The following is a 21,781-nucleotide window of genomic DNA, read 5'->3' as shown; positions in this document are numbered from 1 at the left end:
AAGACGCCACCTGGCCGATCGCGGGTTCTGACACCTCAGATGGGAGGGACGCATGTTCAAGACAGGGACTTTCACCGCCGTATCGCGCACGCTTTGCTCGCCCGGCGTCGTTCATCTGGCCCCCGCCGCCGCGCAGGACGCGTGGCTCGCCGCCAAGGAAGCACGCGGTCAAGCACTCAGCGCCGCGCAGCTGGCCCGGCTCGAGGAAATGCCGAGCCACTACCCCGGCCAAGCCGCGACCCCCGAAGCCCCGTTCGTCGAGGTGATCGACCTCGACGATCTCGACGACATCCCCGCGCCGGCGCCAAGCGCGCCCGAGGCCGGACTGCTCCGCGCCATGCCCGCGATCCGCGCGGCAGTGGCGAAGTTCGGGCGCGGCGGAGACGCGGCATGATGGATCGCTCCCACCTTGGCCGCCAGTGCGAAGCCTTCGAGGTAGACACCGACGACGATCTCGTCTGGCACCCGCCGCTGCTGATCGTCGTCGCCTCGATCTTGGTCTGGGTATGGATCGTTTTCGAGGCCTACCAGATGGTCCACCGCGCCCCCGGGCTTTTCGAATGACAGCGCCCGCCATCACTCACGGACCCGAGCCTGTCCCGTTGCCGGGCGACCACCTGTGGTATGCCCGGCAGCTTCGGGCCCTGCCCGGCTGGCAGCTTGGCGAGATCCCGGACGACGTGATGCTCGAGGCCTGCAGCACGGTGATCGCGCTGTCGCACGCGCCCGAAGAGATCGTCTCGGCGCACAAGCTCGCCGCAGTCCTGATCGGAGAGATGGCCAGCGCCGGAGGCGAGCATGACAGCTTCTGACACCCCGCTCGCGCAGCGCGCCGGCATCCTCTGCAACGACGCGCGGTTCCAGCGCTTCGCCGCGGCCCGGTCGGGCTTCGAGGATGCCCAGTTCTGCACCAGCGCCGCCGCCGAGTTCCTGCGCAGCTTCTGCCGCATCGAGAGCCGCCGCGCGCTCGACACCGACGAGACGGCCCGCGCCCGCTTCAGCGTCCTGACCACCGAGTTCGATGCTTGGACGGGCCGGATCGCGACCCACCGATAACCGAATGCCGGGCATTCCGCCCGCATCCCCCGCCGCAACAGCAATTCTCAGGAATGGCCGTGCCGAACCCGCGGCGGGGGCAACAATCTCAGAAGGAGACGCCCCGTGATGGCGAACAGGAAACCCCCGGCGCAGATCATGCCTCCCGAGCCCCACGACCCCTACAAGATGCGGAGCCTCGAGCAGATCCTGACGCTCTTCGATGGCGGCACCTTCCTCTCGGACGTGATGAAGCGCCACCAGGACCTGATGCAGGACTTGATGGATCACCTCGAGGAACACGGCCCGAAGGGCTGCGGCGGCTCGATGACCATCACGCTCGACTACGCTGTCGGCAGCGCCGGCGATGTCGGCATGGGCGCGAAGGTCGAGTTCAAGCCGCCGAAGAAGCCGAAGAGCAGCGCCGCCGCCTTCATCAACGATGCCGGCGAGCTCACCCTCTACAGCCCGATGATGGCGCGCATGCATCAGCCCGTGCGCGATGTTCCCGACCACGACCCCGAGACCGGCGAAGTCCGCGATCTCGACTGACCAACGAGGACGACATGGACCAGCAGATTTCTTTGCTTCTGGCGGCGGCATCTGCCGCCAGTTCTGCCGCGACAGATCTGATCGAAGCAGCACGAGACGGGTCGATCAGCGCAATGGGAAACGCTGGTTCGGGTGAAACGCTTCTCACGCTTGCCGATGCGATCAACCTCTTCCTCAGCGCCGCACCCGCCGAAACCGAGGAAGAGGTGCAGCTACACGGCGCCATTTCCCGCTTCATCGAAGATCAATCCACCTAAACCGCCGGAGAGACACAATGACCGACGAACTCGCCCGAATCGAAAACCCCGCAGAGACCATGCGCGACCTGATGGCAGACATCGGCCACCACGACCCGATCGAGACGCCGCATGACCTCGACCTCAAAAAGGCGCACCTGGTCACCCTGCCCAACCATCGCAACGTGGTGGATCTGACACAGCACCACCGCGCCGCGCTCGAGTTCCTCAAGCCCGCGCGGCGCAGCGGCACGGCGAAGCTGAAGGATCTCGAGAGCCTGATCCAGTGGGCAAACCGCTTCAAGGGCGAGACCTCCGCCCTCTTCGCAAACCCCGACATGGCCGCGCCGACGCTCACCTGCATCGCCGACTACCACGCCGCCGGGCCGATTGACCCGATCACGGCGAGCGGCGACCCGAGCGCGCGCCACTGCCACCACCGTGCGGTCTACGGCTTCCCCCTCTCCAACGAGTGGAAGGCATGGATGGCGATTTCGGGCCGGGCGCTCGACAAGGACGAGATGGGCGAGTTCATCGAGGCCAACGCCAAGGATATCATGGACCCGACCCCTCCGGTTCTGGCGCTCACCGAAAAGGATGGAAACCAGCCCTGGGAGAACCGGCTGATCCAGACCGCCCGCCAGATCGAGGGCCGCTACGGCCAGCTCGCGCAGCTGCTCGCCATGTCGCGCCGCTTCCAGGTCTATGAGACCAGCGACCTCACGGTTAAGACGAACCGGGACACCGGCGAGAGCGAGATCCAGTTCCTCAACGAGCACAAGGACGCTGAGGGCAAGCCGCTCAGCATCCCGAACCTGATCATCATCACGATCCCTGTCTTCCTCAACGGCGCGCCTTATCGCATGCCGGTCCGCTTCCGCTACCGCAAGGCCGGCTCGGCGGTGAAGTTCACCCTCTCGATCTACAACCCGGAGCGCGCCTTCGAAGCTGCCTTCGACGAGGCGCTCCAGATCGCGGAGGAGGCCACCGAGCTTCCGATCTTCCGGGGACACCCCGAAACCGCCTGATGCCCATGTCAGCGCCCCAGAGATGGGGCGTTGCGATGGACACCAGACCGCTTGAGGAGCACCCCGTGAAGAACAAGCTCACCGACCTCAACAACCACCTCTTCGCCCAGCTCGAACGTCTCTCGGAAGACGGCCTCGACGCGGAGGACATCGAGCGCGAGGTGAAGCGCACCGAGGCTATCGTGAAGGTGGCCGACCAGATCACCGGCAATGCCGACCTTCAACTCAAGGCCGCCAAGCTCTTCGCCGAGCACGGCGCCGGCGTCCTCCCGATGCTGCCGCAGATCGGTCCCGGGAAAGCGACAGAGCAATGAAGGGCCATCGCATCGAATACAGCGACGCTGAGCTGTTCTGGATCCACGACAACCACAAGCGCCCGCGCCGCGAAGCGCATGCGGAGTTTGTCTACCTCTGGGACCGCCCGGACGTGTCGCTCTCGAACTTCAACAGCCTCTGCAAGCGCAAAGGCTGGATGACCGGACGGACCGGCTGCTTCAAGAAAGGTCAGGTGCCGGCGAACAAGGGCCGGAAGGGATACTGCGCCCCTGGCAGCGAGAAAGGCTGGTTCAAGAAGGGCGAGCGCCGCGGCGTGGCGGTGAAGCTCTACAAGCCGATCGGCACAGAGCGCATCAGCAAAGATGGCTATGTCGAGCGCAAGATTCATGACGGTCTGCCGCTGCAGTCACGCTGGCGCGCCGTTCACATGATCCGCTGGGAGGAAGCCAACGGCCCCCTTCCCGAAGGCCACTGCCTGAAATGCCAGGACGGCGACAAGGCAAACACCGATCCCGAAAACTGGGCGGCCATCCCTCGCGCGCTTCTTCCGCGCCTCAGTGGTGGCCGCTGGTATCGCGGATACGACACTCTCGAACCCGAGGTGCGCCCCACCGCGCTAGCCATCGCGAAGCTCGAGCACAAGGCGAGGACGATGGACGACTGATGCCGACTACCCTCGACTTCGCACCACGGCTTATGCCAGTGACGCAGGCCGCGCACTACATCGGCGTGAGCCCGTCGAAGCTACGCGACCTGCCGATCCCAAGGCGCCAGCTTGGCGGCAAGCGCGTCTATGACAGAGCCGACCTTGACGCCTACGCGGACTCGCTGCCCTATGACGGCCATGCGCCGATTACGGCTGCTAAACCAAAGGCATGGAAGAGGTGAACATGCGGGTAAAACTGCCCGGCCTGCTACAAGAGAAGCACCGAAACGGAACTACGCGCTGGCGGGTGCGCGTGGATGGCGACAAAACCCGCCGGATCGCGCTACCCGTCGGCCCTGAGCACAAGGACTTTCTCAATCACTACTATGCCGCCCGTGACGGCAAGGCATATCGCCCGGACAAGCCGATCCTGGTCGAACGGTCGCTCGACTGGCTCGCGGGACGCTATCTCGCACACCTCGAGCAGATGGTGGATGGCGGCTTGCGCTCGAAGGACACGCTACGTCAGCGCCGAAGCGTCCTGACACGACTATGCGATCACCGAGACGAAGACGGCGATCGATATGGCGACTTCGACATGGACGCGCCAGCCGCAGCCTTCGTCGCCCTGCGTGATGCTTGGTCATCGAGGCCGGGCGCTGCGGACAACATGATCAAGACCGTCAGGGCCTTATACAAATGGGCGATGGAGCGTGACGAGATTTCGCACAACCCGGCCGCTGGCATCGGCGCGATCAATACTAGGAAGAACGGCGGCGCGGTCCCGTGGACCGCTGCAGACCTCGAGGCCTTCCGCAAGCGCCACCCGAAGGGCAGCACCCCGCACCTCTGGCTCACCCTACAGGCATTCACGGCCTGCCGCATCGGCGACGCCATCTGGCTCGGGCGCGATCAGGAAGTGAAGCGCGGGGGTAACCTCCACCTCGAATGGCAGCCGCGCAAGAAAGGCTCCGCACCGGTGAGCATCAGGATCTTGCCGCCGCTGTACGAGGCCACCCGGGCGGCAACCGTCGTCGGCAGCGCCTACCTGCTCGGAAGCCGGGGCAAGCCCTACTCGAGCGCGGAGAGCCTGCGGAACCAGGTTCGGAAATGGTGCGATGCTGCCGGTCTGCCCGAGAAGTCGTCGCACGGCATCAGGAAGGCAATGGCCGAGCTCATGGCGGAGGCCGGAGCGACTCAACATCAGATCATGTCCGTCATGGCTCACACCGAGGCCCGGACTTCCGAGATCTACACCGCCGGCGTCCAGCGGCGGGCGCTCGCAGAGGGCGGGATCTCTGCCCTGGCAAAGCTCGACTGGTGACGAAACTGCGGGACACTTGGCCTGTAAGTCATTGAAATATGGTGGCAGATAGCACCCACATTGCGGGACACCTGACCATTGATTTCGTTGACTTTTTTGGGAAAGTGGTGGGCGACCTAGGAATCGAACCTAGCGTGCGTCTCCGCGAGGGAGTTACAGTCCCCTGCCACACCTTGCGGCCTGTCGCCCACTTTCTTGCCGGCGCTGCCGGCGTGTGGCGCTGACTACAAAAGGCGCAAACTGGCGTCAACAGGAAAATCCCTTGCGGCGAAGACAAGGGAAAGGCAAGGGAACGGCACCGCAGGAAGAGAGGCGCGAGATGGTCAAGAAACCGAAATGGGTGGTCGAGAAGGAACAGGCAAAGAAGGCCAGGTCCGCCGAAACGGTGTGGCTCTTCGGCCTGCACGCGGTGCGCGATGCGCTGCTCAATCCGCGGCGCGAGAAGCTGCGCCTGATCCTCACCCCCAATGCCGAGGCCAAGCTCGCCGACGCGGTGGCCGAGGCCGGCATCGCCCCCGAGATCCACGACCCGCGCAAGTTCGGCGCCCCGCTCGATCCACAATCGGTGCACCAGGGCGCGGCGCTCGAGGTGAAGCCGCTCGACTGGGGCAGGCTCGACGACGTGGCGGTGCGCGACGACGACCGCCCGGCGCGTCTCGTGCTGCTCGACCGGGTCAGCGATCCCCACAACGTGGGCGCCATCCTGCGCTCCGCCGAGGTGTTCGGCGCGCAGGCGGTGATCGGCGTGCAGCACCACTCCGCCCCCGAGACCGGCGCGCTGGCCAAGACCGCCTCCGGCGCGCTCGAGCGGCAGCCCTACCTGCGCGAGCGCAACCTCGCCGACACAATCCGCACACTGCAGACGATGGGTTATCTCGTGCTGGGCCTCGACGGCGAGGCGGAAGGCACCATCGAGCAGGCGCTCGAGGGGCTGCGCGACCGCCCGGTGGCGCTGGTGCTCGGTGCCGAGGGCCCGGGCCTGCGCGAAAAGACCAAGACCACCGTCGACAAGCTGGTGCGCATCGATTTCGCCGGCGGCTTCGGCTCGCTCAACGTCTCCAACGCCGCCGCGGTCGCCCTCTACGCCGCCCGGCCCTGACCTTGCCGGGCGCGCCTGTCGCGCCCATATCGACCCGATGCCCAGCACCAAGATCGCCACCTGCAGTTATTGCGGCACCCGCGCCGCGCTGGTCCTCGACCGGGGCCGGCACGAGCTTGCCTGCAGTTCCTGCGGCGCGCCGCTGCACGAGCTCAAGCAACTCCGCCCCGAGGCCGTCGACCGCGATTCCCCGCGCCACCGTCCCACGTCATCCGAGAAAGAGGCAAAGACGCGCGCCAAGGCCCTGCGCAAGGCACAGAAGAAGCGCCGCAAGAAGAGCCTCGGCAAGAAGGCCACGAAGGGCCTCTTCGACCTGCTCGAAGACATCTTCGACTGACCTGCACCACCCCGCGCCGCCCCCGCCCCTTCTCTGGTTCCAAAATACCTCGGGGTGAATGCCGCCCCAAGGGCGGCAGAGGGGCAGCGCCCCTCCTGCCCCTACAGACCATCAACGCAAATGTGCCCTAGCCATTTTGCCCCGCATCTCTTATCTGGCAGGGACCAGACAGAAGGTGACGAGATGGCGGATTTCGAAAGCCCCGGCCCGGTCGAATCGGACTGGAAGGATGCAATCTCCCCGATCGAGGAGATCATCGAGGATGCGCGCAACGGGCGCATGTTCATCCTGGTCGACCACGAGGATCGCGAGAACGAGGGCGATCTGGTGATCCCAGCGCAATGGGCCACCCCCGACGCGATCAACTTCATGGCCACCCACGGGCGCGGCCTGATCTGCCTGTCGATGCCGCCCGAGCGCTGCGACCAGCTCGGGCTCGAGCTGATGTCGACCAACAATTCCTCGCGCCACGAGACCGCCTTCACGATCTCGATCGAGGCGCGCGAGGGGGTCACCACCGGCATCTCCGCCGCGGATCGCGCCCGCACCATCGCGGTGGCGATCGACGCCTCGAAAGGCGCCGCGGACATCGCGACCCCCGGCCACGTCTTCCCGCTGCGGGCCAAGTCCGGCGGCGTTCTGGTTCGTGCCGGCCATACCGAGGCCGCGGTCGACGTGTCGCGCCTTGCCGGCCTCAACTCCGCCGGGGTGATCTGCGAGATCATGAACGAGGACGGCTCGATGTCGCGCCTGCCCGAGCTGGTGGCCTTCGCGCAGAAGCACGGCCTCAAGATCGGCACGATCTCCGACCTGATCGCCTATCGCCGCCGCCATGACAATCTCGTGCGCGTCGAGCGCTCGCAGACCGTCAGCTCCGAGTTCGGCGGCGAGTGGGACATGCGGATCTACTCCGACACCACCCATGGCGACGAGCATATCGTCCTGTCGAAGGGCGATCTCTCGGGCGACGCGCCGGTGCTGGTGCGGATGCACGCGCTCGACCCGATGCTCGACATCGCCGGCACCGGCCACACGGGCCGCGCCAACGAGTTCCGCGACGCCATGACCGTGGTGGCCGAGGAAGGCCGCGGCGTGGTCGTGCTGTTGCGCGACACCGCGATGAAGCTCGACCCCGAGGAGGGCAGCTCGCCCAAGACCTTGCGCCAGTACGGTCTTGGCGCGCAGATCCTCTCCTCCCTCGGACTGTCAAAGCTGGTGCTGCTGACCAATTCGCCGACCCCCAAGGTGGTTGGGCTCGACGCCTACGGGCTCGAGATCGTCGGCACCCGCAAGATCGGAGATGCCTGATGGCCTCGAACGAAGAGCATTACACCCTGCCCCGACCGGAGTTCGACAAGCCGGTCAAGATCCTCATCGTGGTTGCGCCCTATTACAAGCAGATCGCCGAGCAGCTGGTCGCCGGCGCCATCGCCGAGATCGAGGCGGTGGGCGGGTTCCACGAGGTGATCGAGGTGCCCGGCGCGCTCGAGGTGCCATCGGCCATCGGCATCGCCGAGCGGATGTCGAATTTCGACGGCTACGTGGCGCTTGGCTGCGTGATCCGCGGCGAGACCACGCATTATGACACGGTCTGCAATGACAGCTCGCGCGGGCTGACGCTGCTGGGTCTTCAGGGCCTGTGCATCGGCAACGGAATCCTCACGGTGGAAAATTACGATCAGGCCTGGGCCCGCGCCGAGGCGGCGGGCCAGAACAAGGGCGGCGGCGCCGCCGCGGCGGCCTTGCATCTGATCGCGCTGGCCCGTAGGTGGGGCGGCGCCCGCAAGGGGGTGGGATTCGTCCCCTCCCGCGACGAGTACCAGATCGCGGGTGCCTCACGAGGAAACGATAGCGCATGACCACCCCGGACACCCCCCCGGCCCTCTCGGGCAATCAGAAGCGGCGGATGAAATCCGCCTCGCGGCTCTACGCGGTGCAGGCGCTGTACCAGATGGAAGCTGGGGACGTGGCCGTCGAGAAGGTGCAGCGCGAGTTCGTCGACTACCGCTTCGGCGCCGAGATCGATGAGGGCGTCGAGATGGTCGAGGGCGATGTGACGCTGTTTGGCAAGATCACCTCGTCGGCGGTCAACTGGCAGGCCAAGATCGACCAGATGACCGATCGCGCGCTGGTCGCCAAGTGGCCGATCGCCCGCATCGACCCGACCCTGCGGGCCCTGTTCCGCGCCGCCGGCGCCGAGCTCGTCGACAGCGACACGCCGCCCAAGGTCGTGATCTCGGAATATGTCGAGGTCGCTTCTGCCTTCTTCCCCGAGGGCCGCGAGCCGCGCTTCGTCAACGCCGTGCTCGACCACATGGCCCGCGAGGCCCGGCCCGAGGCGTTCTGAGCCCGGCCCCCTGCCTCTCCCGTCGATCCTGACCAGCCCGCGCCGCGATTTCGCGGCGCTCGCTATTCGTGGGGCGAGGATTTTCGCACTCCGAAGCGTCATACGTCTGTTACACTTCCGGGCATGCGGACCCTCGCCCTGATTCCCTTCCTGCTCCCGGCCCCTGCCCTCGCGGCCTCGCCGATTGCCGAGGTGCTGTGCGAACCGGGCCCGCAGATGACCAAGCGCCTCGCAACGCGCTACGGCGCCACGCTTTCCTCCACCGGCCTTCGCAATCCCGAGGAGGTGGTCGAGGTCTGGACCGACGCTGACGGCGGCTGGACCATGGTCATCGCCTATGCCTCGGGCACCTCCTGCATCGTGGCGATGGGCGAGCACTGGGCGCAGCTTCAGCCACAAGATCCGGCGTAATCCACAGGCTTTCCCCCATGATCGTGGGGTCTGACGCCGCGCGGACCCTTTTCGCGGCTGTCCCGCTCTGCCATAATCGACGCCAATCAACGATCAGAACGAGCAGCGCACCATGGCCGACGATCTTCTCGCCGCAACCGATACCCCCGACTACGACGCCTCCTCCATCGAGGTTCTCGAGGGGCTCGAACCGGTCCGAAAGCGGCCCGGCATGTATATCGGCGGCACCGACGAGCGGGCGCTGCACCACCTCGTGGCCGAGGTGCTCGACAACTCGATGGACGAGGCCGTCGCCGGCCACGCCAACCGCATCGAGGTCGAGCTGCATGGCGATTACGCCGTTACAATCCGCGACAACGGCCGCGGCATCCCGATCGATCCGCACCCCAAGTTCCCCGGCAAGTCGGCGCTCGAGGTGATCCTCTGCACGCTGCACGCCGGCGGCAAGTTCTCCGGCAAGGCCTACGAGACCTCGGGCGGTCTGCACGGCGTCGGCGCCTCGGTGGTCAATGCGCTGTCGGATTCGATGGTCGTGCAGGTGGCCCGCAACAAGGAGCTCTTCGAGCAGCGCTTCTCGCGCGGCATCCCGCAGGGCGGGGTCGAGAAGGTCGGCGCGGCGCCCAACCGCCGCGGCACCACCGTGACCTTCCACGCCGACGAGCAGATCTTCGGCTCGCACCGGTTCAAGCCGGCGCGGCTGTTCAAGATGGTGCGCTCCAAGGCCTACCTGTTCTCGGGCGTCGAGATCCGCTGGAAATCCGCCATCGACGACAACGAGACCCCGCTCGAGGCCACCTTCCACTTCCCCGGCGGCCTGTCGGACTACCTGACCGAGACGCTGGGCACCGCGTCGACCTATTCCGAGAAGCCCTTCGCCGGCACCGTCGACTTCAAGGAAAAGTTCAACACGCCCGGCAAGGTCGAATGGGCGATCAGCTGGACGCCGTCGCGCGACGGCTTCATCCAGTCCTACTGTAACACCGTCCCCACTCCCGAGGGCGGCACCCACGAGGCCGGGTTCTGGGCCGCGATCCTCAAGGGCATCCGCGCCTATGGCGAGCTGGTGAACAACCGCAAGGCCAGCCAGATCACCCGCGACGACCTGATCACCGGCGGCTGCGCGCTGGTGTCGTGCTTCATCCGCGAGCCGGAATTCGTCGGCCAGACCAAGGACCGCCTTGCCACCACCGAGGCGCAGCGGCTCGTCGAGGGCGCGGTGCGCGACCATTTCGACAACTGGCTTGCCGCCGATACCAAGTCCGCCGGCGCCATCCTCGATTTCCTCGTGCTGCGCGCCGAGGAGCGCCTGCGCCGCCGGCAGGAGAAGGAGACCGCCCGCAAGTCGGCCACCAAGAAGCTGCGCCTGCCGGGCAAGCTCACCGACTGCACCAACAAGAACCGCGAGGGCACCGAGCTGTTCATCGTCGAGGGCGACTCGGCCGGCGGTTCGGCCAAGGGCGCCCGCTTCCGCGAGAGCCAGGCACTGCTGCCGCTCAAGGGCAAGATCCTCAACGTGCTGGGCGCGGCCTCGAACAAGCTCACCTCCAACGCCGAGATCCGCGATCTCTGCGAGGCGCTCGGCGTGGGGCTCGGCACCAAGTTCAACGTCGATGATCTGCGCTACGAGAAGATCATCATCATGACCGACGCCGATGTCGACGGCGCCCATATCGCGGCGCTGTTGATGACCTTCTTCTACACCCAGATGCGCCCGCTGATCGATGGCGGCCACCTCTACATGGCCTGCCCGCCGCTCTACCGCCTGACCCAGGGCGCCCGCCGGATCTATGTCGCCGACGACGTCGAGAAGGAGGAGATGCTGAAGAAGGGTCTGGGCGGCAAGGGCAAGATCGACGTGCAGCGCTTCAAGGGTCTGGGCGAGATGGACGCGAAGGACCTCAAGGAAACCACGATGGACCCGGCCACCCGCAAGCTGATCCGGGTGACCATCGACGAGGACGAGCCCGGCGAGACCGGCGATCTGGTCGAGCGCCTGATGGGCAAGAAGCCGGAGCTGCGCTTCCAGTACATCCAGGAGAACGCCCGCTTCGTCGAAGAGCTGGATGTGTAAGCGGGCCTGACGGCCCGGCCAGTTTCCCCGCGAACCGCCTGGGCGCCGCCGCACCATCGCCGGACCGCGGGATGGCGTCGCGAACTCCGAGCCTCTCGATTTATCCCGGCCACGTCCGAAAGACCTCGACACGCAGCTCCCAGCCTCACCAAATCGCCAGCCCGGGGGGCGGGCCATGCCAAAGGCATGCCTCCGGCATGACGATGGCGCGGCGGCTTCGCCTTGATTCCGCGCGGGCGTGATGATCGAGGCTTGCGCCATAGCCAGCGACCCGGTTCAAAGAGGCAACACCAACACGGCCCGCCCATGCTTACCCTATCCCCGCCCTGGCTGACCTTCGATCTCGGCCAGCCCATGCAGATCCTCAGCTTCGCGCCCCATAATGGCGGGCTGGTCGAGGCGCGCCGCATCCTCTGGCGCGAGGTGCGCAATGCCGATCTGTCGGAGGATCTCGACGCCATCGCATGGCTCGAAGCGCAGCTCGAGGACCGAGGGGCGACGGACGCCGTCTGCTTCCTGACCTCGCGCAGGCTCGACGCCCACCGCAGCGCCACCGCCACCGAGGACGGCGTCACCGCCACCGCCGTGGTCACCGCGGGGCTGTCGAATGCCGAGCGCATCGGCACCCGCCTGCCGCAGACATGGATGCAACCGAAGGAGTGGGGCACCATCAACATCGCGCTGCGCCTGTCCTGCCCCCTCGGCCAGACCGCCCTCATCGAGGCGCTGAGCCTCGTGGCCGAGGCGCGCACCGCCGCCGTGCTCGAGGCCCGCACCGACCTGCCCACCGGCCGCGCCACCGGCACCGGCACAGACTGCATCGCCGTGGCCGCGCCAAAGGGCTGCGCTGCCTTCGCCGGCAAGCACACCGCCGCCGGCCACGCGCTTGGCCGCGCGGCCTATGAGGCGACCCTCGCCGCGGTGAAGGATTGGCAGCGCGACGCAGAGGGCTGGTGAGCCAAGCGGCACGACACGGCAGATCCGCTCACATCTGCGTCAGGCCCACCACGCGGCGCTTCGCGAAACCAACCCATCAGGGCTAGCCTTGCCGCAACGCCACGATGGAGCCCTGCCCATGCGCCGCCTCGCCCCTGCCCTCGCCCTTTCGCTTCTCGCCGGCCCCGCGCTGGCACAGGACACCGATCTCGAGCTGGTGCTGCTGGCCGACAGTTCGGGCTCGATCTCGCCCGCCGAGCTGATGTTCCAGCGCGAGGGCTACGCGCAGGCGATGACCGATCCGGAGGTGCTTTCCGCCATCGCCAACACCGCCTATGGCGAGATCGCCGTGACCTACATGGAATGGGCCGCGCACCAGGGTCAGGTGGTGAAGTGGATGCGCATCAGCGATGCCGAGGATGCGCAGGCCTTCGCCGACCAGCTGCTGAGCACGCCGCGCATGGCCTTCGGGCGCAACGCCATCGGCGCGGCGCTGCTCGAGGCCGCCTGGCAGATCGAGGCCAATGACATCGACGGCTGGCGCAAGGTGATCGATTTCTCCGGCGACAGCGCCGGCAACTGGTCCGGCCCGCCGATCGAAGCCGCCCGCGACGAGGTCCTCGCCAAGGGCATCACCATCAATGCCCTGCCGATCCTGCGCCCCGATGATCCCGGCCGCGCCCAGGGCGGGCTCGAGGCGATCTACGAGCAGCGCATCATCGGCGGGCTCGGCGCCTTCGTGGTCACCGCCGAGGACCGCGACAGCTTTGCCGAGGCGGTGAAGCGCAAGCTGATCCTCGAGATCTCGTCTTCCGGCATGGTCGACAAGCGCCACGCCGCCGCCGACTGAAACGGCCTGAGACGGCGCTTGCGCCCGGCCCAACACTCTGCCCCTATCGCTTCATGCGTATCCTGGCCTTTTCCCTTTGCCTGCTGCTGGCCGCCTGCGGCCGCCCGCTGACCACGAACGAGGTCTCGTTCCTGACCGCAATGCAGGGGCCCGGCTTCGACGGCGATCGCATCCGCTTTCACGATGGTCTCTGGGCCGGAAAGATCACCTACCAGCGTCCGATCCGCCCGCGCCTGACCTGCATGGAGCGCATGTGGCCGCCTTCGCGCGGGGAGACCGTGACCGTCTCTCCCGGTGCGATGACGCTGTTCCGCCACGTGTTCTACCGCGAGGATCTCTACCGCGACGATTTCGTGCCGGAGTACCCCGAGCGCATCGACCTCGCCGACGCCATGCTGCTGGCGCATGAGGCCACCCATGTCTGGCAGTGGGAGAACCGCGCCCGCACCGGCTATTCGCCGCTGAAGGCGGCGCGAGAGCACCGGGTGTCGGAAGACCCCTATCTCTTCGACCCAGGGAACAGCGCCCGCTTCCTCGATCACGGCTACGAGCAGCAGGGCGCCATCGTCGAGGAATATGTCTGCTGCCACGTGCTCGACCCCGAGGCGCCGCGCACCGCCCGTCTGCGCGAGATGATCTCGGCCGAGATGCCGGTCGCAGGGCTCGAGGCGGTGCTGGACGATCCCGAGGTGCTGGTGCCGTGGCGCGGCATCCAGCCCGAGGGCATCTGCCGCTGAGGCCCCGCAGCGCCGGGGCTAGTCCGGCTTCTGGATCTCGAGCAGGTAGGTCACCAGATCGACCACCGGCCTCGAGGTCAGCACCGGCTGGCCTGCGGGGGTCTTGATCGGCACGTCGAACACACCTTCGAAATAGTCACCGTAGACCGGCATCGGAGAGCCGTGGCTGACCAGCGGGTCGCGGCCGTCGATGCGTTTGACGATGCGCTCGAGCGGGAAGCTGCCGCCATTGGCCGCCGAGAGCTCGGTCAGGTTGACCGGCTTGATCAGCAGGACCCCGGCCATCGGCCCGTCGCCCCGGCCTTCGAGCCCGTGGCAGGTGGCGCAGTGGGTGTGATAGAGCGAGCGGCCGATGTCGGCGTCCTGCGCAGAGGCCGCGCCGCTCAGGGCGGCGAGTGCCAGCGTGGCGATAATGAATGTCCGCATGAGATCCTCCCCGTGCTGTGCGGGGAAGTCTCTCACTCCTCGAGGGCCCGCGCCTTGACACCGGTCAAGGTGGGTGCCCGCCTCAGACCACCGCGAGATGGCTGCCGCTGCGACCCGCCTCCATCGGCCAGGGCGCAAGCCGGCCCTCGATGCGCAGGGTGGCGTGGCCGGTGGCGCCGCGCGGGTGCACCGCAAGGTCGACCATCTGGCCGTCGAAATTGCTGAACCCGAGCGAGAGGCTCTGGCCCTGCGCCTCGAAGCGGCGGCGCAGCACGTGGCAGGCGATGGCCTCTCCAAGACGCAGATCCCGGTAGTTCTCGGACTGAAAGTAGTTGCCGCTCACCGAGCGCGCCAGTGCCACGTCGGCGGCCAGCCGGTCGGCCTCGGCGCCGATATCGATGCCGGTGCCCTGGCTTCCGACCATGCGAAGGCGGGCGTGCCGACGGCTGTCGAACACCGCTTTCAGCAGGGTCGAGAGCGCCCCCGCGACCACTGCCTTGGCCACGTGATCGGCGCGATGCGATGGCTGGTCGTCACGCAGCGACGGCAGGTGCAGGTCGGCCCGCCCGCGGCGGACGCCCCCCTGCGCCCGGTTCATCCGGTCGACCCAGTGCAGCAGTTGCGGCGCCTTCCCGGCGAGTTCCTCGGCGCAGGCGGCAAGGTCGCCCTCGCCCCCGACAGGCTGATCCTCCCGCGCCAGAAGCGCCGTGATCCGCGCCGCGGTCACCGAGGGACGGCTGAGACGGTCGGCGCGGCCCTGCATGCGCATCGCCGCCGAATAGGAGCGCTCGGCACACTCGGCCATCATCGACAGCAGGGCCTGGGCAGAGACCACGCCCGGCGTGGCGATGGCCTCGAGCCCGGGGTCGAGGGGCGCCCGGCGGCCCAGCAGCCGCAGCGCAGCATTGAAATAGATCCGGCAGGGATGGCTGGCATGCAGCCGCCCGACCAGAGCCCGCGGCGTGATCAGCGCCTCGCCCTGCGAAGCGCCCTGCCCCGGCAGCGCCAGCGAGGCGCCGGAGCAGCGTTCGATCCACTCGAGCCAGCGCGACATCGGCGCATCGGCATCGGGCGCGGCGCAGGGCTCGGTCTCGGCGCAGGGCTCGGTCTCGGCGCAGTTGGCGCGATCTGTGGCGTGCAGGGTCGAGAGACGGATCTGCGGTCCACGATGCGCCACAACGCCGCGAAACAGGCTGCGCAGGGTCAGCTGACCATCGCCGTTCAGCCGAAGGCCGCGGCGCTGGTCAGCATCCCCGCAGACGGTCCGGGAGCAAAGAACCGTCTCGACAGGCCCGGGAACGGGAAGGGCCTGATCGTTGAACCAGCTCAGCGAGCGCAGCTCGCAGAGCAGTTCGTGAAGGGTGAAATGGGTGCTCGCATCGATCCAGATCTCGCAATGGGGATCCTGCATCAGCTCGAAGGGCAGATCGCGGACCAGCGCCATGGCGTAAAGCTCGGCCAGTTCGGCGGCAAGCTCGGCCGGCCCCATGCGCGGCGCGGCGGGAAGCTGGAGATGGAGCCCGGCAGGCGTGTCGGGGCGGAGGCCGCCATCGATGACGTGCAGCCCGTTCTGGTGTGTCTCAAGCCGGATGCTCATGGTGATATTCCCTGTCGCTGGCGGCCTCTCGGCGGACCGCCTTGGATAACGTGACGTAGGGACAATGTGACCGGCCCGCGTGAATGCAGCGTGAGTGAACCGCGATTTCCGCGTGATCGGACCGCGAATTCGCTAATTTTTCCAAAGCCCCCTGCCGTTCCCGCGCGTGAATATTGCGCAATTCCCGGCGCACCACCGAGGCGCTCGCTTGACCCAGTCCCGGCGCTCGGCTTTGCTACCTCCATAGTTTCAAAGCATTTCGCGAGGACCCGGTCATGACGCTCACCTGGCACGCCGCCGAATCTGCCAGCTTTCACGACGCCTACGTGGATTTCTCCTGGATGCTGCGGCAGCGGCGCCAGCCGCCGGTGGGCACCGATGTCTACCAGCCGATCTTCGTGCGTCTCACCGCCTGCGCGGATGAGAAATCCGCGCGCAAGCAGCGCCTGCGGCTGAGAAAGCTGGTCGAAACCCCCGCCGAACCGCTGCTGATGGAGCCCTTCGAGCTCTCGGTGCTGCGCCGGCGCTGCCACCTGCCCGATCCTGATGCCGGGCTGCCGGACGAGTACCCGATCTATCGCGCGCTCGGCACGCCCGACGACGCCTTTGCCGACCTGTTCGAGGTGCTCGACGACGGCACGCCGGTGGCGCTCGATCCGTCCAGCGTCGATCTCGATGCCGCCGAGAGCCTGCAGCCGGCGCGCGAGACCAGGCGCAAGGAGAAGGGGCAGCCGATCGTGGCGGTGATCGACGACGGCATCGGGTTTCTCAATGCGCGCTTCTGCAAGGCCAGGCGCAAGGGCCGCGGCACCGCGCTCAAGACCCGGTTCGAGGCAATCTGGCTGCAGGCGCTGGAGCGCGCCGGTCCCGGCGACCGGAGCGCCTGTCTCGGAGAGGTGCTCGAGCGCAGGCAGATCAACGCCCTGCTTGGCCGCGAGGGGCTTAACGAGACCGGCGAATACACCACGCTGAACGCGCGCCTCGCGCGCGCCGACGCGCGGCGCTCCACCGATTTCGGCACCAGCCACGGCACCCACGTGCTCGACCTTGCCGCCGGCAGCGAGCCTGACGACAGGGACAACCCCGCGCGCGACTGGCCGCTGCTGGGGGTGCAATTGCCGCCGCAGGCCATTGCCGACACCTCGGGCACCAAGTTCGAAAGCTATCTCGTCGACGCAGTGCGCTGGGTGCTGCGCCGGGCCGAGGCGATGGACCCACGCGCACCGGTGATCATCAACCTGTCGCTGGGGATGCTCGCCGGCCCCAAGGACGGCACGCGCTTTGCCGAGTATCAGGTCGCCCGCGAGGCGCGGTTCTGGGAACAGGTCAAGGGCCAGCCGGTGCGCGTGGTCTGGTCGTTCGGCAACGACTATCGCAAGCGGCTGGTGGCCGGCCTGTCCTACCCGGCCACAAAGGCGCGCAGCGACAGCGAGCAAAGTATCGAATGGCGCGTCCAGCCCGGTGATCTGACCGAGAGCTATGTCGAGATCCGCGCCGAGCCCGGCCAGCCGCTCAAGGCGCTCGAGATCGGCGTGACCACGCCGTCGGGGCTCTCTTCCGGGGTCTCGGGGCTGAAACCGGGCGAGGTCCGCAACCTGACGAAGGGCGATCAGGTTGTGGCACGGATCTACCACGTGCCCGAGCACCGGCTGGATCCCGACACCCTGCAGCGCAATTTCTACCTGCTGGCCCTCGCGCCCACCGCGTCTCTCGATCTCGAACCGCTGGTGCCGTCGGGCGCCTGGCACCTCGCGTTCCGCTACGACGGCTGCGCGGCGCTGGACCTCGAGCTGCAGGTGCAGCGCGACGACAGCCTTGTCGGATACCGCGCCGGCGCGCGGCAGAGCTATTTCGAGAGCCCCGAGGGCTACGGCTGGAATCAGGAGTTCTTCGACTACACCCAGCTTGGGCCGGACTGCGCGATCAAGTATGCCGGCAGCCACAACGCGCTCGCCACGGCGCTCACCCGGCAGGTGTTCCACGTCGGGGCCGTCCGCCGCGACGTGCACGATGACCGCCTGCCGCCCTCGGATTACTGCGGCGAAGGGGCGGCGTGGTCCGTGCCCGGCCCGACCGTCTCGACCATTGCCGACCGCAGCTTCCTGCGCGGCGGGGTTCAGGGATGCGGCACCCTGAGCGGCAGCACCCGCTTCCTCAACGGCACAAGCGCCGCCGCTGGCCGGCTGAGCCGCGCGCTTGCGCTCTCGTCCAAGGAGCTCGTGGCCAACGCGACAACGCCGCATCTGGCCGATTTCAACACCAAGCGGGTGAGCCTGTCCCCGGTCTCCGAAACCGACCGCGCCCGGCTCGGCAGCCACGTGGTCATGCTCTGAGGCTTTCCTCGACGGCAGAAATGAATAGGCCGGGACCAACGGGCCCCGGCCACTCGCTAAAAAGAGGCCGCATCCGAGACCCCCACTGGTTAAACTGAAATTAGCCTTCCTTGAGCGCCTTGCCCCACATGGTGCGCAGCCAGTCGGGCACAACCGACGGGTCGATCTTGACCTTGGTCTCGGTGATTGCGCCTTTCTTGTCGGCAATCTGCTCCGACATCAGTGCAAGGTTGAAATCGCCCTCGTAGTCGCGCCCGTTGAAGCAGCGCGCCGTGGTCTCGTCGCGCTCGTCGAGCAGATTGACCAGCGCCTCGGCCATGGTCACGCCAAGCACGGCGCCGGCCATGCTGTCGGTCGGATAATGCACACCCGCAACGGTGCGGTTGATCGCGATCCGCTCGGCCTGCCGATAGAATGGTGTCTGCTTGGCCAGCAGCTCGGTCGGGTCGAGCGGCTTCGAATGATCGTGGCACAGGCGGCTGAGAAGGGTCGCGGCGGCGAAGCTCTCGGTCGCGTGGCCGCTCGGCCAGGCCCCGTGTCCGGGGGTCTGGATGATCGGCTGCACCTGATAGGCCAGCGTGATCGGACGCGGCACGTCGAAGCCGAGCTTCACCGGCATCTCCACATGGGTGCAGAGCCGGAACACCGCCTGCGTCAGCGCCAGCTGCCACTTGGTGGCGGCGGACGACATGTAGCTGACGCTGGCAAAGAACGACTGGATGTTGCTGGTCTCCACGCGGATCTCGGACAGGCGATCATAGCGCAGATCGGCGGCGGCGCGCAGGAAACCCAGCTGCTTTTCCTCGAGCACCTTCATGCGAGGGCGCTGCAGGGTCACGAGCGGATTGCCCTGAAAGCTGACGGTGCCGCTGGTGTTAGTGATGTCGCTGTGCTCGAAGCTCACGTCGTAGAGGCTCTGGATCGCCTGATCCATCACCGCCCGGCGCGGCGCGGTGCCAAGGCTCTTCACCGCCTCCCAGGTCGAGCGCCCCTCAACCCGCGACGCGCGGCTCGGCAGACCGTCCCAATACCCGACCGTGCCATCACGCGCGCTCCCAAGGGCAACACTCAGAGCAGAGGAGCCACCGCCCCCTTCATGGCCCTCGTGCCCTTCGTGTCCTTCATGACCCTCGTGGCCCTCATGTCCTTCGTGGCCTTCGTGACCCTCATGACCGTAAACCGGCATTCCCAGCGTCCCCCGAGAAAGTAATTTCAGAAATCGAATAAAAACGACTTTCCCTGAAACTGACAGAAAAACCGGCTCTGCGTCAAAACCTTGTGCCCGTGGCGCGAATGATTCACGGACAATTCACGCCCGTTGCCGGATCTGTGAGGCAGTGCTACCCTACGTAAAGTTGATTGTTTCCCTGGCTGGACAGCCTTATGCGCGACACCGCCCCTTCCCTTCGGATTTCGGTGCTCGGCCCCCTTCGCGTGGAGGCCGGTGAGGGCCTGTGTCTGACCCCGAAAGGTGCGAAGAATCAGGCGCTTCTGGCGCTGCTCGCGCTCTCGCCCGAGATGTCCCGCCCGCGCCGCTGGCTCGAAGACAAGCTCTGGAGCCAGTTCGGCCCTGAACAGGCCAGCGCCAATCTGCGGCAGGCGCTGAGCAAGCTGCGGAGCGCGCTCGGCGATCACGCCGATGTCCTGCGCGCCGACCGTGCCACCGTGTCGCTCGATCCGCTCGCCCTCTCAATCGACTTGCGCGATGACGGCCTGCGCTTCGATCAGCGGGTCGAGCTGCTCGAGGGGCTGGACGCCCGCGATCCGGAGTTCGAGGAATGGCTGCGGATGGAGCGCGCCGATCTGCAAGCCCGGCTGTCGCAGGCCGAACCGAAAGAGGCCAAGGGCGTCCTGATCCACTGCCGCTCGACGGCACCGGCCGAGGATGGTGCCAACATCATGGCCGACATCCTCGCCAACCAGATCGGCGAGAACATCGCCGAGCAGATCCGCGCGTGGCGGCAGGCCAACGACCCCGATCATCCCGCCGAGTTGCCGGTGAGCGACATCTCCCTCACATGCGACATCCTCAAGACGACCGACGGCCACACGCTCTTCGTCAAGGGGCTGCACGTGCCGAGCGGGCGCATCCTCTATTCCAAGATGCAATCGATCAGTCATCTCGAAGCGATCCTGCACAGCGACGAGATCGTCTCCAAACTGGTCTTCGAGGCCGCCGACTGCATCATCGGCAAGCTGCCGCAGGTGCTCGACACCAACCGCCCCGAAAGCCGCGCCACGGCGCTGTCGCGGCTCAGCATGTACCGCATGTTCAGCTTCGAGCGCGACGCCCTGCGCGAGGCCTACTCGCTGCTCAAGCAGGCGCATGAGCTTGACAGCAACGGCATCTACCTCGCCTGGAGCAGCATGGTGCGGATGATCCAGCTGCTCGAGTTGCTGGAGGACGACCGCGACGCGCTGCGCGAGGAAGCCATCGCGCTGAACTACCGTGCGATGGAAGCGTCGGAGGACAATGCCTTGGTGCACGCGCTGATCTCGAAGGTGCGCGGCACCGCGCAGCGGGACGCGGCTGGCGCCTTCGAGCTTGCCGACACCGCGGTCAATCGCAACCCTGCCTCTGCCTTCGCATGGAAGTCGCTGGCCGAGGCGAACATGCTCAAGGGCGACGTGACCTCGGCCTTCGACGCTTCGGCCCGCGCCCGCGCGATCGCGCGCAGCTCGCCGTTCAAGCAATGGTGGGACATGGGGCACTGCATCATCTCGATCGCCTGCAACCGCCCGCACGAGGCCATCGAGGCCGGCGAGGCGGCGGCGCGCGCCGCACCGTTGTCGCGCCCGGCGCATCGGCACCTGTTGGCGCTTTACGCGCTCGACGGGCAGCTCGACAAGGCGCATGCCACGGCGGTGAAACTCGGCAAGATCGAGCCGGGCTTCTCCATCGACCAGATCATCAATGATGAGAACTATCCGGTGCGCACACTGCGCAACAAGGGGCTGCTTGAGCCGATCCGCGCCCTGCTCTGAGAGCCCGCGCGGGCCTAGTTGGCGCGTTTGTCGTGATCGAGCGCACCGACGGTCAGCACCGGCGAGGCATCAATGTCGCGGGCATCGAGCATGGCGGCAACGCGTTCGAGCGACGACAGCAGCTGCGCCTGCTCCCAGTCCTCGAGACGTTCGAATTCGCGCACGAATCGCTGTTGCAGCGCGTCCGGGGCCCGGTCGAGCGTGGCCTCACCCTTTTCGCTGAGCACCACGTTGATCTGGCGCCGGTCCATGCTGGACTGAGCGCGGTTGACCATGCCCTCCTTCACCAGCTTGTCGACAAGACCGGTGATGGTGGCCTGGCTGACGCCCATCTGAGTCGCGAGCGCCTTCGGGGTGGTGGTTCCGCCCTTCATCTGCACGATCTGCATCACTCGCAGCTTCGCCGGCGTCACTCCAGCCGCGCTGGCCAGGTCACGTTCGTAGAGCTCTGTCGCTCTCAATATGCGCCGTAAAGCAATCAAGCTGTCATCCGTTCGATCCATCGGACCCACGCCTCGCAGTGTTTGTGGACGGGCCTTTGTTGCATGAAACGGG

The 21,781-nt window shown here is 67.0% G+C and carries 27 protein-coding genes and 1 tRNA gene; 23 read left to right on the top strand and 5 right to left on the bottom strand.

The window, feature by feature from the left end; translation table 11 throughout:
• The first annotated feature begins 52 nt into the window (after positions 1-52).
• The 11 genes from JF542_RS02550 (at position 53) to JF542_RS02500 (ending at position 5,097) form a co-directional block, all read left to right on the top strand.
• Positions 53-394, top strand: coding sequence for a hypothetical protein (locus JF542_RS02550; protein ID WP_207074616.1), 342 nt, complete (start codon positions 53-55; stop codon positions 392-394).
• Positions 391-564, top strand: coding sequence for a hypothetical protein (locus tag JF542_RS02545; RefSeq protein ID WP_207074615.1), 174 nt, complete (start codon positions 391-393; stop codon positions 562-564). The genes JF542_RS02550 and JF542_RS02545 overlap by 4 nt, the downstream gene beginning before the upstream one ends.
• Positions 561-812, top strand: coding sequence for a hypothetical protein (locus JF542_RS02540; protein WP_207074614.1), 252 nt, complete (start codon positions 561-563; stop codon positions 810-812). Before JF542_RS02545 ends, JF542_RS02540 begins: the two co-directional genes overlap by 4 nt.
• Positions 799-1,056: a hypothetical protein gene (locus JF542_RS02535; RefSeq protein ID WP_207074613.1), complete on the top strand. Its 258-nt coding sequence runs from the start codon at positions 799-801 to the stop codon at positions 1,054-1,056. The genes JF542_RS02540 and JF542_RS02535 overlap by 14 nt, the downstream gene beginning before the upstream one ends.
• A gap of 108 nt (positions 1,057-1,164) precedes the next feature.
• Entirely contained in the window at positions 1,165-1,587 is a 423-nt protein-coding gene (locus JF542_RS02530; RefSeq protein WP_207074612.1) for a hypothetical protein, read from the top strand.
• A 14-nt stretch (positions 1,588-1,601) separates the two neighbouring features.
• Positions 1,602-1,844: a hypothetical protein gene (locus tag JF542_RS02525; RefSeq protein ID WP_207074611.1), complete on the top strand. Its 243-nt coding sequence runs from the start codon at positions 1,602-1,604 to the stop codon at positions 1,842-1,844.
• Between the two features lie 17 nt (positions 1,845-1,861).
• Positions 1,862-2,851 carry a DUF2303 family protein gene (locus JF542_RS02520; RefSeq protein ID WP_207074610.1) on the top strand — a complete coding sequence of 330 codons (990 nt, stop codon included), beginning with the start codon at positions 1,862-1,864 and terminating at the stop codon, positions 2,849-2,851.
• Positions 2,852-2,916: 65 nt separating this feature from the next.
• Positions 2,917-3,165 carry a hypothetical protein gene (locus JF542_RS02515; protein ID WP_207074609.1) on the top strand — a complete coding sequence of 83 codons (249 nt, stop codon included), beginning with the start codon at positions 2,917-2,919 and terminating at the stop codon, positions 3,163-3,165.
• A complete protein-coding gene (locus JF542_RS02510) occupies positions 3,162-3,791 on the top strand; it encodes an HNH endonuclease (RefSeq protein WP_207074608.1) in 630 nt (209 codons plus the stop codon). Before JF542_RS02515 ends, JF542_RS02510 begins: the two co-directional genes overlap by 4 nt.
• Entirely contained in the window at positions 3,791-4,015 is a 225-nt protein-coding gene (locus JF542_RS02505) for a helix-turn-helix domain-containing protein (protein ID WP_207074607.1), read from the top strand. The genes JF542_RS02510 and JF542_RS02505 overlap by 1 nt, the downstream gene beginning before the upstream one ends.
• Before the next feature lie 2 nt (positions 4,016-4,017).
• The gene (locus JF542_RS02500; RefSeq protein WP_207074606.1) at positions 4,018-5,097 is read left to right on the top strand and encodes a tyrosine-type recombinase/integrase; all 1,080 of its coding nucleotides are present in this window, start codon (positions 4,018-4,020) and stop codon (positions 5,095-5,097) included.
• Between the two features lie 105 nt (positions 5,098-5,202).
• Here JF542_RS02500 and JF542_RS02495 read toward each other — a convergent pair.
• Positions 5,203-5,286 (bottom strand) — tRNA-Tyr (locus JF542_RS02495).
• A gap of 130 nt (positions 5,287-5,416) precedes the next feature.
• On the opposite strand from JF542_RS02495, the gene rlmB reads away from it, so the two are divergent.
• The 10 genes from rlmB (at position 5,417) to JF542_RS02445 (ending at position 13,885) form a co-directional block, all read left to right on the top strand.
• Positions 5,417-6,196, top strand: coding sequence for a 23S rRNA (guanosine(2251)-2'-O)-methyltransferase RlmB (gene rlmB, locus JF542_RS02490; RefSeq protein WP_007791761.1), 780 nt, complete (start codon positions 5,417-5,419; stop codon positions 6,194-6,196).
• Between the two features lie 37 nt (positions 6,197-6,233).
• Positions 6,234-6,533 carry a hypothetical protein gene (locus JF542_RS02485; protein WP_207074605.1) on the top strand — a complete coding sequence of 100 codons (300 nt, stop codon included), beginning with the start codon at positions 6,234-6,236 and terminating at the stop codon, positions 6,531-6,533.
• 183 nt (positions 6,534-6,716) lie between these two features.
• The gene (ribB, locus tag JF542_RS02480; RefSeq protein ID WP_207074604.1) at positions 6,717-7,841 is read left to right on the top strand and encodes a 3,4-dihydroxy-2-butanone-4-phosphate synthase; all 1,125 of its coding nucleotides are present in this window, start codon (positions 6,717-6,719) and stop codon (positions 7,839-7,841) included.
• Positions 7,841-8,392: a 6,7-dimethyl-8-ribityllumazine synthase gene (locus JF542_RS02475; protein WP_207074603.1), complete on the top strand. Its 552-nt coding sequence runs from the start codon at positions 7,841-7,843 to the stop codon at positions 8,390-8,392. Before ribB ends, JF542_RS02475 begins: the two co-directional genes overlap by 1 nt.
• Positions 8,389-8,880: a transcription antitermination factor NusB gene (nusB, locus tag JF542_RS02470; protein ID WP_007791787.1), complete on the top strand. Its 492-nt coding sequence runs from the start codon at positions 8,389-8,391 to the stop codon at positions 8,878-8,880. The genes JF542_RS02475 and nusB overlap by 4 nt, the downstream gene beginning before the upstream one ends.
• A 123-nt stretch (positions 8,881-9,003) precedes the next feature.
• Complete coding sequence (locus tag JF542_RS02465; protein ID WP_007791784.1) at positions 9,004-9,291, top strand: hypothetical protein; 288 nt, start codon at positions 9,004-9,006, stop codon at positions 9,289-9,291.
• 112 nt (positions 9,292-9,403) lie between these two features.
• Positions 9,404-11,362, top strand: a complete 1,959-nt coding sequence (gene parE, locus JF542_RS02460) for a DNA topoisomerase IV subunit B (protein WP_207074602.1) — start codon at positions 9,404-9,406, stop codon at positions 11,360-11,362.
• Between the two features lie 306 nt (positions 11,363-11,668).
• Complete coding sequence (locus tag JF542_RS02455) at positions 11,669-12,319, top strand: adenosylcobinamide amidohydrolase (protein ID WP_207074601.1); 651 nt, start codon at positions 11,669-11,671, stop codon at positions 12,317-12,319.
• A 118-nt stretch (positions 12,320-12,437) separates the two neighbouring features.
• A complete protein-coding gene (locus JF542_RS02450; protein ID WP_207074600.1) occupies positions 12,438-13,148 on the top strand; it encodes a DUF1194 domain-containing protein in 711 nt (236 codons plus the stop codon).
• A gap of 53 nt (positions 13,149-13,201) precedes the next feature.
• On the top strand, positions 13,202-13,885 hold the full coding sequence (locus tag JF542_RS02445; RefSeq protein ID WP_207074599.1) for a hypothetical protein: 684 nt from the start codon (positions 13,202-13,204) through the stop codon (positions 13,883-13,885).
• A gap of 18 nt (positions 13,886-13,903) precedes the next feature.
• Here JF542_RS02445 and JF542_RS02440 read toward each other — a convergent pair whose 3' ends face one another.
• Together JF542_RS02440 and JF542_RS02435 are read right to left on the bottom strand one after the other, a co-directional pair.
• Complete coding sequence (locus JF542_RS02440; RefSeq protein ID WP_207074598.1) at positions 13,904-14,311, bottom strand: c-type cytochrome; 408 nt, start codon at positions 14,309-14,311, stop codon at positions 13,904-13,906.
• An 82-nt stretch (positions 14,312-14,393) separates the two neighbouring features.
• Positions 14,394-15,908, bottom strand: coding sequence for a bromoperoxidase (locus JF542_RS02435; RefSeq protein WP_207074597.1), 1,515 nt, complete (start codon positions 15,906-15,908; stop codon positions 14,394-14,396).
• 275 nt (positions 15,909-16,183) lie between these two features.
• Between JF542_RS02435 and JF542_RS02430 the strand changes: the two genes are divergently transcribed.
• The gene (locus JF542_RS02430; protein WP_207074596.1) at positions 16,184-18,241 is read left to right on the top strand and encodes a S8 family serine peptidase; all 2,058 of its coding nucleotides are present in this window, start codon (positions 16,184-16,186) and stop codon (positions 18,239-18,241) included.
• Positions 18,242-18,341: 100 nt separating this feature from the next.
• On the opposite strand, the gene JF542_RS02425 is transcribed toward JF542_RS02430, so the two are convergent.
• Complete coding sequence (locus JF542_RS02425) at positions 18,342-19,211, bottom strand: phosphatase PAP2 family protein (RefSeq protein WP_340689131.1); 870 nt, start codon at positions 19,209-19,211, stop codon at positions 18,342-18,344.
• A gap of 413 nt (positions 19,212-19,624) precedes the next feature.
• Here JF542_RS02425 and JF542_RS02420 point away from each other — a divergent pair, with 413 nt between their 5' ends.
• Positions 19,625-21,226 carry an AfsR/SARP family transcriptional regulator gene (locus tag JF542_RS02420; protein WP_207074595.1) on the top strand — a complete coding sequence of 534 codons (1,602 nt, stop codon included), beginning with the start codon at positions 19,625-19,627 and terminating at the stop codon, positions 21,224-21,226.
• Between the two features lie 14 nt (positions 21,227-21,240).
• Here the strand turns inward: JF542_RS02420 and JF542_RS02415 are convergent, their stop codons facing one another.
• Positions 21,241-21,729 carry a MarR family winged helix-turn-helix transcriptional regulator gene (locus JF542_RS02415; protein WP_040544177.1) on the bottom strand — a complete coding sequence of 163 codons (489 nt, stop codon included), beginning with the start codon at positions 21,727-21,729 and terminating at the stop codon, positions 21,241-21,243.
• Between the last annotated feature and the right edge of the window lie 52 nt (positions 21,730-21,781).

This window comes from Salipiger bermudensis (genome assembly GCF_017309175.1).
Lineage (GTDB): Bacteria > Pseudomonadota > Alphaproteobacteria > Rhodobacterales > Rhodobacteraceae > Salipiger > Salipiger bermudensis.
This window is presented reverse-complemented; position numbering and strand designations above follow the sequence as displayed.

Bases quoted from the DNA above. Each gene is read 5' to 3' on its own strand.
- JF542_RS02455 (WP_207074601.1), top strand. From the start codon at position 11,669: ATGCTTACCCTATCCCCGCCCTGGCTGACCTTCGATCTCGGCCAGCCC.
- JF542_RS02550 (WP_207074616.1), top strand. From the start codon at position 53: ATGTTCAAGACAGGGACTTTCACCGCCGTATCGCGCACGCTTTGCTCG.
- JF542_RS02420 (WP_207074595.1), top strand. From the start codon at position 19,625: ATGCGCGACACCGCCCCTTCCCTTCGGATTTCGGTGCTCGGCCCCCTT.
- JF542_RS02545 (WP_207074615.1), top strand. From the start codon at position 391: ATGATGGATCGCTCCCACCTTGGCCGCCAGTGCGAAGCCTTCGAGGTA.
- JF542_RS02525 (WP_207074611.1), top strand. From the start codon at position 1,602: ATGGACCAGCAGATTTCTTTGCTTCTGGCGGCGGCATCTGCCGCCAGT.
- JF542_RS02520 (WP_207074610.1), top strand. From the start codon at position 1,862: ATGACCGACGAACTCGCCCGAATCGAAAACCCCGCAGAGACCATGCGC.
- JF542_RS02530 (WP_207074612.1), top strand. From the start codon at position 1,165: ATGGCGAACAGGAAACCCCCGGCGCAGATCATGCCTCCCGAGCCCCAC.
- JF542_RS02540 (WP_207074614.1), top strand. From the start codon at position 561: ATGACAGCGCCCGCCATCACTCACGGACCCGAGCCTGTCCCGTTGCCG.
- JF542_RS02485 (WP_207074605.1), top strand. From the start codon at position 6,234: ATGCCCAGCACCAAGATCGCCACCTGCAGTTATTGCGGCACCCGCGCC.
- JF542_RS02430 (WP_207074596.1), top strand. From the start codon at position 16,184: ATGACGCTCACCTGGCACGCCGCCGAATCTGCCAGCTTTCACGACGCC.
- JF542_RS02510 (WP_207074608.1), top strand. From the start codon at position 3,162: ATGAAGGGCCATCGCATCGAATACAGCGACGCTGAGCTGTTCTGGATC.
- rlmB (WP_007791761.1), top strand. From the start codon at position 5,417: ATGGTCAAGAAACCGAAATGGGTGGTCGAGAAGGAACAGGCAAAGAAG.
- JF542_RS02450 (WP_207074600.1), top strand. From the start codon at position 12,438: ATGCGCCGCCTCGCCCCTGCCCTCGCCCTTTCGCTTCTCGCCGGCCCC.
- JF542_RS02535 (WP_207074613.1), top strand. From the start codon at position 799: ATGACAGCTTCTGACACCCCGCTCGCGCAGCGCGCCGGCATCCTCTGC.
- JF542_RS02435 (WP_207074597.1), bottom strand. From the start codon at position 15,908: ATGAGCATCCGGCTTGAGACACACCAGAACGGGCTGCACGTCATCGAT.
- JF542_RS02440 (WP_207074598.1), bottom strand. From the start codon at position 14,311: ATGCGGACATTCATTATCGCCACGCTGGCACTCGCCGCCCTGAGCGGC.
- parE (WP_207074602.1), top strand. From the start codon at position 9,404: ATGGCCGACGATCTTCTCGCCGCAACCGATACCCCCGACTACGACGCC.
- JF542_RS02415 (WP_040544177.1), bottom strand. From the start codon at position 21,729: ATGGATCGAACGGATGACAGCTTGATTGCTTTACGGCGCATATTGAGA.
- nusB (WP_007791787.1), top strand. From the start codon at position 8,389: ATGACCACCCCGGACACCCCCCCGGCCCTCTCGGGCAATCAGAAGCGG.
- JF542_RS02505 (WP_207074607.1), top strand. From the start codon at position 3,791: ATGCCGACTACCCTCGACTTCGCACCACGGCTTATGCCAGTGACGCAG.
- JF542_RS02500 (WP_207074606.1), top strand. From the start codon at position 4,018: ATGCGGGTAAAACTGCCCGGCCTGCTACAAGAGAAGCACCGAAACGGA.
- ribB (WP_207074604.1), top strand. From the start codon at position 6,717: ATGGCGGATTTCGAAAGCCCCGGCCCGGTCGAATCGGACTGGAAGGAT.
- JF542_RS02445 (WP_207074599.1), top strand. From the start codon at position 13,202: ATGCGTATCCTGGCCTTTTCCCTTTGCCTGCTGCTGGCCGCCTGCGGC.
- JF542_RS02465 (WP_007791784.1), top strand. From the start codon at position 9,004: ATGCGGACCCTCGCCCTGATTCCCTTCCTGCTCCCGGCCCCTGCCCTC.
- JF542_RS02475 (WP_207074603.1), top strand. From the start codon at position 7,841: ATGGCCTCGAACGAAGAGCATTACACCCTGCCCCGACCGGAGTTCGAC.